Annotated in this window: 12 protein-coding genes; all 12 read right to left on the bottom strand. The window is 58.4% G+C overall.

Annotation, left to right across the window (positions count from 1 at the left end; genetic code table 11):
* Position 1: 1 nt before the first annotated feature.
* A complete protein-coding gene (gene ftsW / locus J2Y91_RS12035) occupies positions 2-1,210 on the bottom strand; it encodes a cell division protein FtsW (protein ID WP_048914880.1) in 1,209 nt (402 codons plus the stop codon).
* Positions 1,210-2,526 (bottom strand): UDP-N-acetylmuramoyl-L-alanine--D-glutamate ligase, encoded by a 1,317-nt coding sequence (gene murD, locus J2Y91_RS12030; RefSeq protein WP_253538444.1) that lies wholly within the window; start codon positions 2,524-2,526, stop codon positions 1,210-1,212. Before murD ends, ftsW begins: the two co-directional genes overlap by 1 nt.
* 2 nt (positions 2,527-2,528) lie before the next feature.
* Positions 2,529-3,611, bottom strand: a complete 1,083-nt coding sequence (mraY, locus tag J2Y91_RS12025; protein WP_048914878.1) for a phospho-N-acetylmuramoyl-pentapeptide-transferase — start codon at positions 3,609-3,611, stop codon at positions 2,529-2,531.
* On the bottom strand, positions 3,605-4,966 hold the full coding sequence (gene murF, locus J2Y91_RS12020) for a UDP-N-acetylmuramoyl-tripeptide--D-alanyl-D-alanine ligase (protein WP_099753874.1): 1,362 nt from the start codon (positions 4,964-4,966) through the stop codon (positions 3,605-3,607). Before murF ends, mraY begins: the two co-directional genes overlap by 7 nt.
* On the bottom strand, positions 4,963-6,450 hold the full coding sequence (murE, locus tag J2Y91_RS12015; RefSeq protein WP_253538441.1) for a UDP-N-acetylmuramoyl-L-alanyl-D-glutamate--2,6-diaminopimelate ligase: 1,488 nt from the start codon (positions 6,448-6,450) through the stop codon (positions 4,963-4,965). Before murE ends, murF begins: the two co-directional genes overlap by 4 nt.
* Complete coding sequence (locus J2Y91_RS12010) at positions 6,437-8,203, bottom strand: peptidoglycan glycosyltransferase FtsI (RefSeq protein WP_253538438.1); 1,767 nt, start codon at positions 8,201-8,203, stop codon at positions 6,437-6,439. Before J2Y91_RS12010 ends, murE begins: the two co-directional genes overlap by 14 nt.
* Positions 8,204-8,218: 15 nt before the next feature.
* Complete coding sequence (gene ftsL / locus J2Y91_RS12005) at positions 8,219-8,539, bottom strand: cell division protein FtsL (RefSeq protein WP_187497792.1); 321 nt, start codon at positions 8,537-8,539, stop codon at positions 8,219-8,221.
* The gene (rsmH, locus tag J2Y91_RS12000; protein ID WP_253538435.1) at positions 8,536-9,477 is read right to left on the bottom strand and encodes a 16S rRNA (cytosine(1402)-N(4))-methyltransferase RsmH; all 942 of its coding nucleotides are present in this window, start codon (positions 9,475-9,477) and stop codon (positions 8,536-8,538) included. Before rsmH ends, ftsL begins: the two co-directional genes overlap by 4 nt.
* A gap of 2 nt (positions 9,478-9,479) precedes the next feature.
* Positions 9,480-9,938: a division/cell wall cluster transcriptional repressor MraZ gene (gene mraZ, locus J2Y91_RS11995; protein ID WP_253538433.1), complete on the bottom strand. Its 459-nt coding sequence runs from the start codon at positions 9,936-9,938 to the stop codon at positions 9,480-9,482.
* Positions 9,939-10,484: 546 nt separating this feature from the next.
* A complete protein-coding gene (gene cra / locus J2Y91_RS11990) occupies positions 10,485-11,495 on the bottom strand; it encodes a catabolite repressor/activator (protein ID WP_048914830.1) in 1,011 nt (336 codons plus the stop codon).
* A 161-nt stretch (positions 11,496-11,656) separates the two neighbouring features.
* The gene (ilvN, locus tag J2Y91_RS11985; RefSeq protein ID WP_048914829.1) at positions 11,657-12,148 is read right to left on the bottom strand and encodes an acetolactate synthase small subunit; all 492 of its coding nucleotides are present in this window, start codon (positions 12,146-12,148) and stop codon (positions 11,657-11,659) included.
* A 2-nt stretch (positions 12,149-12,150) separates the two neighbouring features.
* Positions 12,151-13,875 (bottom strand): acetolactate synthase 3 large subunit, encoded by a 1,725-nt coding sequence (gene ilvI / locus J2Y91_RS11980; RefSeq protein ID WP_048914828.1) that lies wholly within the window; start codon positions 13,873-13,875, stop codon positions 12,151-12,153.
* Positions 13,876-13,887: the final 12 nt, after the last annotated feature.

The raw sequence follows: 13,887 nt of genomic DNA, 5'->3' as shown, positions 1-13,887 counted from the left end.
ACTACCCTCTGGTGAACGCCTGGGCTTTCGCCAGACGCGTCTCATAATCTATGCGTAACAGGAACACGATGGCGGTCGACATAATAATCAGACTCGAACCACCGTAACTGATCAGCGGCAGCGTCAGACCTTTGGTCGGTAACATGCCCGCTGCGGCCCCGACGTTAACCAGTGCCTGGAAGCTAAACCAGACGCCAATTGAACAGGCGAGGAAGCCGGAAAAGCGCTGATCGATCTCTAAAGCTTTTCGCCCGATGGACATCGCGCGAAAAGCGACGAAGAATACCATTAACAGGGCTAAAACCACACCGATATAACCCAGTTCTTCTCCGATAATCGAGAAGATAAAGTCGGTGTGAGCTTCCGGTAAATATTCCAGTTTTTGCACGGAGTTACCTAAGCCCTGGCCCCAGAATTCCCCACGGCCAAACGCCATCAGGGACTGGGTCAGCTGGTAGCCACTGCCAAACGGATCTTCCCACGGGTTCCAGAAGGAGGTGACGCGACGCATACGATAGGGTTCGGCCACAATCAGCAGGCAGACGGCGAAAATCCCGGAGCCGATAATCGCAAGGAACTGCCACAGTTTTGCCCCGGCAAGGAACAGCATCGCCAGCGTGGTGACAAACAGCACTACCACCGTACCGAGGTCCGGCTGCGCCAGCAGCAGTACCGCCAGCACCACCATCACGCCCATCGGCTTGCAGAAGCCCCAAAAGTTGTTACGAACCTCTTCGACCTTACGCACCAGATAGCTGGCGAGATAGCAGAACAGCGACAGTTTTGACAGCTCGGCAGGCTGGATACGCAACGGGCCGAGGGCGATCCAGCGCGATGCCCCGTTAACCGAGCTACCCACCACCAGCACCACCAGCAGCATGGCAACGGTGCCCAGCAGCATGATATTGCTGTAGCGCTGCCAGAAATCCATCGGCACGCGCAGGGTCACCAGCGCCATCCCCATCGCCAGCAGGATGTAAAACGCATCGCGCTTGGCAAAGTAGAACGGGTCATCGTTAAGACGCTGGCCAACCGGCATCGACGCCGATGTCACCATCACAAAACCTATAATCGCCAGGCCAAACGTCAGCCATAGCAGGGTGCGGTCATACAGCACCATCGAGTTGGTATCGCTTTCACGCGATCCCATGACCCAGTTTCTCAGCAGGTCAGAAATACCGCTGGCAAGGCTCAGACCAGGAACGCGCATCAGTCAGCCTCCCGCGCCAGTTGGGCAAACACGTCGCCGCGCTGCTCAAAGTTTTTAAACTGATCGAGGCTGGCGCAGGCCGGAGACAGCAGCACCAGATCGCCAGGCTGCAGTACGGTTTTAATCTGCTGCACCGCTTCAGCCAGGGTTTCCGTCTGCACGGCAATTTCCGGGCGCAGCTCAGCCAGCTCCGCACCGTCACGGCCAAAGCACCAGATGCGGATACGCTCCCCCTGCAGGTAGGGTGCCAGCGCGCTGAAGTCGGCGGATTTACCGTCACCGCCGAGCAGCAGATGCAGCGTTCCCTTAACCTGTAACCCCTTCAGCGCCGCTTCGGTGCTGCCGACGTTGGTGGCTTTGGAATCATTTATCCAGCGCACGCCGTTGCGCTCATGCACCAGTTGGAAACGGTGCGGCAGACCGGCGAAGGTGGTTAACGCTTTCAGGCTGCTGGCACGCGGCAGGCCGACGGCGTCCGCCAGCGCCAGCGCGGCCAGCGCGTTGGTGTAGTTGTGCTTACCGACCAGATGCATCTCATCGGTGTTCAGCACTTTCTCGCCTTTCACCCGCAGCCAGATACTGCCCTGCTGGTGATTGAGATGATAATCGCCGACGTCGGCGCCAAAACTGACGCAGCGCGTGTCGGCACCACGCACCGGCATGGTCATCGCATCATCGGCATTGACCACGCAGACGGCGGCATTCTCATAAATGCGCAGCTTGGCCGCACGGTACTGCTGCATCCCCAGCGGATAGCGATCCATATGATCTTCTGTCACGTTAAGGATGGTGGCAGCTGCGGCGCGCAGGCTGGTGGTGGTTTCCAGCTGGAAGCTGGAGAGTTCCAGCACGTAAAGCTGCGCCGGTTGCTCCAGCAGCATCAGTGCTGGCAGGCCGATATTGCCGCCCACGCCAACCTGCCAGCCTGCGGCTTTCGCCATCTCGCCCACCAGCGTGGTGACGGTGCTTTTGCCGTTAGAGCCGGTGATCGCTACGATGGGCGCCTGCGCTTCGCGGCAGAACAGCTCGATATCGCCAACGATCTCTACTCCGGCATCCGCCGCCGCCATCAGCGACGGATGAGCCAGCGCCATTCCCGGGCTGGCCACGATCAGGTCGGCAGCCAGCAGCCAGTCTTCGTTTAACGAACCTAACCAGCGCTCAACCTCTTTCGGCAGCTTTTCCAGCCCCGGCGGCACGACACGGGTATCCATCACGCGCGGCGTCACGCCACGTGCGACAAAGAAATCAACACAGGAGAGGCCGGTCAGCCCCAACCCGATGATGACGACTTTTTTACCCTGATAGTCAGCCATGATTACCGCACCTTCAGCGTGGCCAGGCCAATCAGCACCAGCATCAGTGAAATAATCCAGAAGCGCACAATCACGCGCGGTTCCGGCCAGCCTTTCAATTCATAGTGGTGGTGAATGGGTGCCATGCGGAAAATACGCTGCCCGCGCAGTTTGAAGGAACCGACCTGCAGGATCACCGACAGCGTCTCCACCACGAATACGCCGCCCATAATCACCAGCAGGAACTCCTGACGCAGCAGCACGGCGATAGTGCCGAGCGCGCCGCCCAGCGCCAGGGAACCGACATCCCCCATAAAGACCTGCGCCGGGTAAGTGTTGAACCACAGGAAGCCAAGGCCCGCACCGACAATGGCGGTACAGACGATCACCAGCTCACCCGCGTGACGCAGATAAGGGATATGCAGATACTCGGCAAACTTCACGTTACCGGTCGCCCACGCCACCAGCGCGAAACCGGCGGCGACAAACACGGTTGGCATAATCGCCAGGCCATCCAGTCCGTCGGTCAGGTTGACCGCATTACTGGTGCCGACAATCACGAAGTAAGCCAGCAGCAGATACAGCAGGCCAAGCTGCGGCATCACGTCTTTAAAGAACGGCACTACCAGCTCGGTCGCCGGGGTGTCTTTGCCAATCATATACATGACAAAAGCGGCACCGAGGGCGATCACCGACTGCCAGAAATATTTCCAGCGGGCGATCAGGCCTTTAGTGTCCTTGCGCACCACTTTGCGGTAGTCATCGACGAAGCCGACAATGCCATAACCGACCAGCACGAACAGTACGCACCAGACGTAAGGGTTTGATGGATAAGCCCACAGCAGCACCGAAATGGTGATGGAGGTGAGGATCATAATCCCGCCCATGGTCGGCGTACCGCGCTTGCTGAAGTGCGACTCAGGACCGTCGTTACGTACCACCTGGCCAAACGACATTTCCTGCAGGCGGGCGATCATGCGCGGGCCCATCCACAATGAAATAAACAGCGCGGTCAGCAGGCTGACAATGGCGCGAAACGTCAGGTAGGAGAAGACGTTAAAGCCAGAATATAAAGAGACCAGATGCTCGGCCAGCCAGACTAACATGTGCCTTTCTCCTGTAAGGTTTGCACTACCTGCTCCATCGCGGCACTACGTGAACCTTTAACCAATACGGTAATGTGTGAATGCTGTGACAGCAGCGCCAGCGCACGCGCGCTCAGGGCTGCCTTCTCCGTGAAGTGCTCACCCACGCCGCTGGCATCAGAGATACCCTGGCTGAGCGTGCCCACGCTTAAAACTTTATCGATGCCGGCCAGACGAGCCGCTTCGCCGACCTGACGATGACACTCGGCGGCTTCTGCCCCCAGTTCGCCCATGTCGCCGACGATCATTACGCGGTAGCCCGGCATTTCAGCCAGCACCTGCGCGGCGGCGGTCATTGAACCGACGTTGGCGTTGTAGCTGTCATCCAGCAGCAGCTTGTTTTCACCCAGTGCGATCGGGAACAGGCGCCCCGGCACGGCTTTAAGCTGGCTCAGCCCCTGCTGCACCGCCGCGAGCGGCGCTCCGACAGAGAGGGCCAGCGCCGTCGCGGCCAGCGCGTTAGCAATGTTGTGACGGCCCGGCAGCGGCAGGGTAATCGCGATGTCGCCCTGCGGGCTGTGCAGCGTGAAATGGGTACCCTTAGCGCTGAACTTCACCTCAGAGGCGCTGAAATCACAGTCAGCCTGCGGCTCCGGTGAGAAGCGCCAGACGGTTTTGCCGTGCAGCGTCTGCTGCCAGTGCGGCCAGTCGTTGCTGTCGCTGTTGATAATGGCGGTGCCGTGCAGCGGCAGACCGTTGAAAATCTCACCTTTGGCTTTCGCCACGCCCGCCAGCGACCCGAACCCTTCCAGGTGCGCTGCGGCCAGGTTATTGACCAGCGCCGTCTCCGGGCGCGTCAGTTCGGTGGTATAGGCGATCTCACCCTGGTGGTTAGCCCCCAGTTCGATCACCGCATACTGGTGAGCTTCGGTCAGGCGCAGCAGCGTCAGCGGCACGCCGATGTCGTTATTCAGGTTACCCGCGGTGTACAGCGTCTCGCCACATTCACGCAGAATGGCGGCGGTCATCTCTTTAACCGAGGTTTTGCCGGAGGAACCGGTGAGCGCGACGACGCGGGCAGTGGACTGCTGACGCACCCAGCCTGCGATCTGGCCGAGGGCAATGCGGGTGTCTGCGACCACAACCTGCGCTACCGCGACAGGTAAGTGCTTACTCACAAGCAGCGCTAAACAGCCAGCGCTGATAGCGTCACCGACGAAGTCGTGGGCATCGAAGCGTTCGCCTTTCAGGGCGATAAACAGGCAGCCTGCGCTCACCTTACGCGTGTCAGTGGTCACTTCGGTGATGCTGCGGTCAGCGCCGTACAGCGTGCCGCCGGTGATCTCAGCCAGCTGCTGCAGAGTGAAGGCGATCATGCTATCACCCCCAGCAGACGCGCCACGGTCACGCGGTCAGAGTAATCAAGGCGCTGGCTGCCGATAATCTGGTAATCTTCGTGGCCTTTGCCGGCCACCACTACAATGTCGCCTTCCTGCGCCTGCATCACCGCGTTAGTGACCGCTTGCGCACGCCCCATTACCACGCGGGCGCGGCCGGGGTCCAGCAGGCCAGTCAGCACATCGGCCACAATCGCCGCCGGATCTTCACTGCGCGGGTTATCATCGGTGATCACCACCACATCGGCGAACTGCTCGGCAATCGCCCCCATTAGCGGGCGCTTGCCTTTATCGCGATCGCCGCCGCAGCCAAACAGGCACCACAGCTGCCCTTTACAGTGCAGTCGCGCGGCGCTCAGCGCTTTTTCCAGCGCGTCTGGCGTGTGCGCATAATCCACCACTACCGTCGGTTTGCCCGGCGCGCTAAACACTTCCATGCGCCCGGTAACCGGCAACAGCTGGCTTGCCGTAGCGACCAGCGCCGCCAGTGGATAATCCAGAGACAGCAGCGTCGCCAGCGCCACCAGCAGGTTGCTGACGTTGAATGCGCCCATCAGGCGGCTGTCAATTTCACCGTTGCCCCAGCTTGACTCAAAGCGCACGGAAGCCCCGCCGTCGTGATAGCGAACGTCAGTGGCTTTCAGCCAGCGGCCGTGACAGCCAGGCTGTAAATTGTTTTCCATGGTGACGGCAACGGCGTCAGGCAGCTGCTGCAGCCAGCGGCGGCCGACTTCATCATCGGCGTTGATAATCGCCTGGCCGACCTGATGCTCAGAGAACAGCAGCCATTTCGCGGCTTCATAGCGCGCCATATCGCCGTGGTAGTCGAGGTGGTCGCGGCTGAGATTGGTAAAGGCGGCAGCCGCAAACGGCAGGGCCGCTACGCGATGCTGCACCAGGCCGTGCGAGGAGATCTCCATCGCCGCCAGCGTGGCGCCTTTGTTGACCAGCGATGCCAGCAGATGCTGAACGTCAACCGCTGAGCCGGTGGTATTTTCCGCCGGGGCCAGCTGGCCATACACGCCGTTGCCGACGGTCCCCATCACCGCGCCGGTTTCACCCAGCAGCTGCGCCCACTGCGCCAGCAGCTGCGTAGTGGTGGTTTTGCCGTTAGTGCCGGTCACGCCAATGAGCTTGAGCTTTTCGCCTGGCTGCTGATAGAAGCGCCCGGCCAGGGCTGATAAACGCTGGGAGAGCTGGGCAAGGTAGATAACCGGCACGCCATGCATCTCTACAATTTGCCCATCTTCCGCTTCACCTTCGGCATCCGCGATGACCGCCGCCACGCCCTGAGCAATGGCCTGGGGAATAAAACGACGGCCGTCAGCCGCATGGCCTTTTACTGCCACAAACAGATCGCCAGAGGCCGCTTCACGGCTGTCCAGCGTCATTTCACGCAGCGGGCGATCGGGCGCAGCAGGCACCCATGGAGCCAGTAAGTCGCGCAGATTACGATCGGTCACTCGATCCCTCATTCTTGTTAGTTACCATCTCGCTTTTGTCACTGGTGGGTATGGCATCCGGTTCAACGTTCATGGTGCGCAGCACGCTGCCCATGATGGCGCCAAATACCGGCGCGGATACCGCACCACCGTAATATTTGCCGGCCTGCGGGTCGTTAATCACCACCACCAGCGCAAAACGAGGGTTGCTTGCAGGTGCAACACCTGCGGTATAAGCAATGTATTTATTGACGTATTTCCCGTCCGGCCCAACTTTCTTCGCCGTACCGGTTTTAATCGCGATGCGGTAACCCTTGATCGCTGCTTTGACGCCACCGCCGCCCGGCAGGGCTACGCTTTCCATCATGTGCAGCACGGTGCGCACCAGCGGTTCAGGGAAGACGCGCTGACCCGCCACCGGCGGGTCAACTTTGGTAATCGACAGCGGGCGATAAATGCCATAGCTGCCCATCGTTGCGTAGACTCGCGCTAGCTGTAACGGCGTTACCATTAGCCCGTAGCCGAAAGAGAAGGTGGCCCTCTCTATGTCAGACCACCGTTGTTTTTGAGGGTATATGCCACTGCTTTCTCCGACCAACCCCAAATTGGTCGCTTTGCCGAAACCAAAACGTGAGTAAGTATCTACTAACGCGTTGGAAGGCATCGCCAGCGCCAGTCGAGAAACACCGACGTTGGACGATTTCTGGAGCACCCCGGTCAGGGTCAGTTCGCTATAGCGCGCCACGTCTTTAATTTCGTGGCCGTTAATCCGGTAAGGCACAGTGTTCAGCACGCTGCCTTCACGTACCACGCCGCGCTGCAGTGCGGTCATAACCACCATTGGCTTCACGGTGGAGCCTGGCTCGAAGATGTCGGTAATCGCGCGGTTACGCATCACATCTTTTGTCGTGCCGGAGAGGTTGTTCGGGTTGTAGGCCGGGCTGTTAGCCATTGCCAGCACTTCGCCGGTGTTGACATCCACCAGCACCGCGGTGCCCGACTCCGCTTTGTTAAACGCCACGGCGTTGTTCAGCTCGCGGTAAACCTGTGCCTGCAGGCGTTCGTCGATGCTCAGCGCGAGGTTATGCGCCGCCTGACTGTCCACCGAGGAGATATCTTCAATCACGCGGCCGTTGCGGTCTTTACGCACGGTACGTTCGCCCGGCTGGCCGGTTAACCACTTATCAAAACTTTTCTCAACGCCTTCAATACCCTGGCCGTCAATGTTGGTGAAGCCAATCAGGTGAGAAGTGACCTGCCCGGCAGGATAGTAGCGGCGTGACTCTTCACGCAGGAAGATGCCCGGCAGCTTAAGTTTTTTCACATAGTCGCCGATGGCCGGGTTGACCTGACGCGCCAGATAAACAAAGCGGCCGTTAGGATTGGCATTCACGCGCGCGGCTAACTGGTCGAGCGGAATCGACAACGCGTCAGACAACGCCTTCCAGCGGCTGTCGAGCGTAATCCCGCCCTTGTCGTGCAGCTCTTTCGGATCGGCCCAGATGGCGTTGACCGGCACGCTGACGGCCAGCGGGCGGCCAGCGCGATCGCTGATCATGCCGCGTGAGGTCGGTACCGCCTGCACGCGCAGGGAGCGCATGTCCCCTTCGCGCACCAGGCGGTCAGGATTGATCACCTGCAGATAGGCCACGCGCAGCAGCAAGCCTGACAGCGCGAGGAAAATACAGCCACACAACAACGCAAAACGCCAGCTGACAAAGCTGGCCTGATCTTCCGTGCGTTTCGACTTCTGCGTCTTTTTTGCGGCTCTCATTGAGTCCGGGCGTCCTTATTGCTGTACCACAATATTTTCCTGCGAAGGATCAACATGCTGCATCTGAAGTTTCTCCGTAGCCGTACGTTCCACCCGGCTGTGATCGCCAAGCGCATTCTCTTCGAGGATCAGGTTGCGCCATTCGATATCCAGCGCATCCCGCTCCAGTACCAGCTGTTCACGCTGTGCGGTTAGCAAGCGGGTTTTGTGTGCGGTGGTCACCACCGTCACGGCAGTGACCAGCACCGCAATCATCAAAATCAGAGCGATCTTGCCGTGGCGTAACAGGTCACCACCGATGACGCCGGGTAAATTGTGGCGCTCGTTACCGATCATGATGCCGTTCGCTCCGCGATGCGTAACACGGAACTGCGGGCGCGCGGATTATCGGCCACTTCGCTGTCGCCCGGCATCATTTTGCCCAGCGCTTTCAGCTGGCGACCGCCCAGGCTGCTGAGCTGGGCTTCGGTCATCGGCAGGCCATGTGGCACCTGCGGTCCGCGGCTCTGCTCGCGCATAAAGCGTTTCACAATGCGGTCTTCCAGCGAGTGAAAGCTGATAATCGACAGGCGACCACCCGGGGCCAGCGCGCTCAGTGCGCCCTTCAGCGCCTGTTCAATCTCTTCGAGTTCACTGTTGACCCAGATACGGATCGCCTGGAAGCTGCGCGTGGCCGGGTGTTTGAATTTGTCTTTCACCGGCGTGGCGACATAAATCACCTCGGCCAGCTCTTTGGTGCGCGTCATCGGCTGTTCACGATTGCGCTCAACGATGGCGCGGGCAATGCGCTTAGCGAAACGCTCTTCACCGAAGGTTTTCAGCACGAAGGCGATATCCGCCTCTTCCGCTTTCAGCAGCCATTCGGCAGCCGACTGGCCGCGCGTCGGGTCCATACGCATATCCAGCGGCCCGTCACGCATAAAGGAGAATCCACGTTCGGCATCATCCAGCTGCGGTGAGGAGACGCCCAGATCCAGCAGGATCCCATCAATCTTGCCCTTCAGCCCGCGCTCTTCGGCATACTCTGCCAGTGCAGAAAACGGACCGTGGATGATGCTGAAACGAGGATCGTCAATCTCAGCAGCGGCTGCGATAGCTTGCGGATCGCGGTCGATAGCATATAAACGACCCTGCTCGCCCAGTTGGGAGAGGATCAGGCGCGAATGCCCGCCGCGCCCAAAGGTGCCATCAATGTAGATGCCGTCAGGTTTGATATTGAGGCCGCTTACCGCCTCGTCTAACAGCACCGTTCTGTGTTTGTAAGTATCCTGCATAGCTATAACGACAAATCCTGCAGCCGCTCAGACAGGGGGTCCTGTGAGGACTGCTCTGCGTCAATATCATCCTTGACTTGTTGATACCAGGTCTGTTCATCCCACAGTTCAAACTTGTTGAACTGCCCAACCAGCATCACTTCTTTAGTCAGGCTCGCATGTTGACGAAGCGTATTCGCCAGCAGTAAACGGCCTGCATTATCCATCTGACATTCACTGGCGTGCCCCAGCAGGAGGCGTTGTACACGGCGCTCTGCGGGGTTCATGCTGGATAAACGCGACAGCTTTTGTTCAATGATTTCCCACTCGGGTAAGGTGTAAAGCAACAGGCATGGCTGGTGGAGGTCAATGGTACAGACCATTTGCCCCTGTGATTCCCCGATCAGCGTTTCGCGATAGCGCGTTGGCACGGCAAGCCGGCCTTTGCTGTCGAGATTGACTAACGTTGCTCCCCGGAACATGTCAGCCTCACCCCCCAGATACCCAAAATCACCACTTTACTCCACAAATTCCCACCAAAAGAGTGTACGGAGCAGAGGAAAACATTGTCAAGCCGCAGTAATAGCGGATTGGCATTATTTCTTCGTGAGATAAAACGTAGGGAAGTTAGAAACAAACCGCCTGAGGAGAGAATTCAAAAATAAACTAATGAATAGTGGCAGGAAATTCTCACACACCTTTAAGCTGCTCAAAAAAATACCACATTTTGACCGTAAAAAATAAACTGCCCGCTTTGCGACACCGGCGGCATTTTAAGGCATTTCCTAACACTTTCCCAGCGTGATGCAGATTCGCTGCGGCAGGCGCGTGGCGACAGGTGCAACAACTTATTTAGAAACGTTAAGTTTTATAATCAAAAGCTGACGCCGACGGCTGGGCTTTACTTTTATTTACCTGTCTGGCTGAGCGCGGACGCTTAAATGTGAGGAGGGGGCCAAAGGTGGCTCAGATTGGTTCTGGACAAACGGGGGCGGAAATAATGGGCGCGACGTTGCGCGCCCACTGTCTTAGTTTGCTTTGCGGTTCAGACGCCCACGGCGATAAAGATTACGGCGAATACGCGTCAGCCCCGGCTTTGGCTTGCGCGGCTCATCAAGACTGGCCAGCACCAGTTCCAGCACGCGCTCTGCCACATCGCGATGACGCTGGCCCACTGCCAGCACCGGGCACTCAAGGAAATCCAGCAGTTCGTGGTCGCCAAAGGTGGCAATCGCCAGGTCCTGTGGTAAACGCCCTTCACGTTTCAGCGTCACGTCCATCACGCCCTGCAGCAGGCCGAAAGAGGTGGTGAACAGTGCTTCCGGCATCTCGTGGGTGTCGAGATAATTTTCGAACAGGGCCGCCGCTGCGCTGCGCTCAAAGCTGTTGGCATAGATAAAGTCGATCGGTCGTTCATCGCCCTTCCACGCATCGCGGAAGCCCAGCTCGCGCAGGAAGCTGACGGACAGCTCCGGCAGCGCGCCAAGGAACAGCACCGATTTCGCCGGCAGCTTACGCAGTTCAGCACCGAGCGCTTCTGCATCGTCCTGATCGGCACCGACCACGCTGGTGAAGTGCTCACGATCCAGCGCCCGGTCCAGCGCAATGATCGGCAGCGGATCATTGACCCAGCGCTGATAAAACGGATGTTCCGGCGGCAGTGAGGTCGAGACGATAATTGCATCGACCTGGCGCTGTAGCAGATGCTCAACGCAGCGCATTTCGTTATCGGGCTGATCTTCTGAACAGGCGATCAGCAGCTGATAGCCGCGCTGGCGCGCCTGGCGTTCCAGATAGTTAGCAATTCGGGTGTAGCTGGTATTTTCCAAATCGGGGATCACCAGCCCTATTGAGCGCGTACGACCGGCGCGAAGCCCTGCCGCTACCGCGTTAGGGTGGTAATTATGTTCACGCACCACCGCCATCACTTTCTCGACGGTTTTATCGCTGACACGATACTGCTTAGCCTTGCCATTAATCACATAGCTGGCCGTCGTGCGCGAAACACCCGCGAGGCGCGCAATTTCATCCAGTTTCACAATAACCCCACACTTCTTTATGGATTAGCATTTGTCACATCTAACCGCAGAAAAGTGTGGCGAGCAACCGCTTTTCATCCGCAGCAGGCGCTTTGTGACAAATAAAAAAAACCCGGCATTACGCCGGGTTAGCAAACAATTCTGATCGTCACCTGGTGAAATTACCGCATGATACGATCGCCGCGCGACACGCCAACAATGCCGGAGCGCGCAACTTCAACGATTTCCGCCACTTCGCGCACGGTGCTGAGGAAGGCATCCAGCTTATCGCTGGTGCCCGCAAGCTGAACCGTGTAAAGCGATGGCGTAACGTCAACGATCTGCCCACGGAAGATCTCCGCCGAGCGTTTCACCTCTTCGCGACCGTAGCCGCTGGCCTGAATCTTCACCAGCATGATCTCACGCTCGACGAAAGCGCCCTGGCCCAGCTCACTGACGCGCAGCACGTCCACCAGCTTGTGCAGCTGCTTTTCGATCTGCTCAATCACCTTCTCGTCACCGACGGTCTGAATGGTCATGCGTGACAGCGTCGGGTCGTCCGTTGGCGCCACGGTCAGGCTTTCAATGTTGTAGCCACGCTGGGAGAACAGACCCACCACGCGGGACAATGCGCCGGATTCGTTTTCCAGCAGAACCGATAATACACGACGCATAATTAAGTCCTCTCCGTTTTGCTCAGCCACATTTCGTCCATACCGCCACCGCGAATATGCATCGGGTAGACGTGCTCGGTGCCATCAACGTTGACGTCAACAAACACCAGGCGCTCTTTGCCTAACTGTTCCAGTGCTTCTGTCAGCTTCGATTCCAGCTCGTCAGGGCGATTGATCGAGATACCAACATGGCCATAGGCTTCCGCCAGGCGCACGAAGTCAGGCAGTGATTCCATATAAGATTGTGAATGGCGACCGGAGTAGATCATATCCTGCCACTGCTTCACCATGCCGAGGAAACGGTTGTTGAGGTTCAGCACCAGCACCGGAATGCCGTACTGCAGCGCGGTAGACAGCTCCTGAATATTCATCTGAATACTGCCGTCACCGGTCACACAGACCACGGTTTCTTGCGGCAGCGCCAGCTTCACGCCCAGCGCAGCCGGCAGGCCGAAGCCCATGGTGCCGAGACCGCCGGAGTTGATCCAACGGCGCGGCTTGTCGAACTGATAGTAAAGCGCGGCAAACATTTGGTGCTGACCCACGTCAGAGGTGACATAGGCTTCACCTTTGGTCAGACGGCAGATGGTTTCGATTACCGCCTGCGGCTTAATCTTATCGCTGGTGCGGTCGAACTCCAGGCACTGACGGGAACGCCACTGCTCAATGCTCTGCCACCAGTCGCGCACGCTGTCATAATTCTGCTGCACGTCGCTCTGGCCCAGCAGCTCCAGCATCTGTTGCAGCACCTGCTTCGCATCACCCACGATCGGCACATCGGCGGCCACGGTTTTCGAGATCGATGTTGGGTCGATATCGATGTGCAGCACGGTGGCATTCGGGCAGTATTTTGCCAGATTGTTGGTGGTACGGTCATCGAAGCGCACGCCAACGGCGAAGATCACATCGGAGTGATGCATCGTCATATTGGCTTCATAGGTGCCGTGCATGCCGAGCATCCCCACGCACTGACGGTGCGTGCCCGGGAAGGCGCCCAGCCCCATCAGCGAGGTGGTCACCGGAACATTCAGTTTCTCGGCAAGCGTCAGCAGCTCTTCGTGGCAGGCTGCATTAATCACACCACCACCGGCATAGATCACCGGCTTTTTCGCCGCCAGCAGCGTCTGCAATGCGCGCTTAATCTGACCTTTGTGACCCTGCGTCGTCGGATTGTAAGAGCGCATGCTCACTTCATCCGGCCAGACGTAAGGCAGTTTGTTCGCCGGGTTCATCATATCTTTTGGCAGGTCAACCACCACCGGGCCAGGACGACCGCTGGCAGCCAGCCAGAAAGCTTTCTTCATGATGGTCGGGATATCTTCAACCCGCTTCACCATAAAGCTGTGTTTCACCACAGGACGGGAGATCCCGACCATGTCGCACTCCTGGAAGGCGTCATAACCGATAAGCGAGGACATCACCTGACCGGAGAGCACCACCATCGGGATCGAGTCCATATAGGCCGTGGCAATACCAGTAATGGCATTGGTGGCACCGGGACCGGAGGTGACCAGCACCACGCCGACATCACCGGTGGCACGGGCGTAACCATCCGCCATATGCACAGCGCCCTGTTCGTGACGGACCAGGATGTGATCTACGCCGCCGACGGTTTGCAGAGCGTCATAGATATCGAGGACCGCTCCACCGGGATAGCCGAATACATGTTTTACGCCCTGATCGATTAACGATCGGACCACCATCTCGGCTCCTGACAACATCTCCATTTTTGCCTCCAG

It is taken from the genome of Erwinia aphidicola (assembly GCF_024169515.1).
GTDB lineage: Bacteria > Pseudomonadota > Gammaproteobacteria > Enterobacterales > Enterobacteriaceae > Erwinia > Erwinia aphidicola.
The sequence above is the reverse complement of the archived record's forward strand: the minus strand, read 5'-3'. Positions and strand labels throughout refer to the sequence as shown.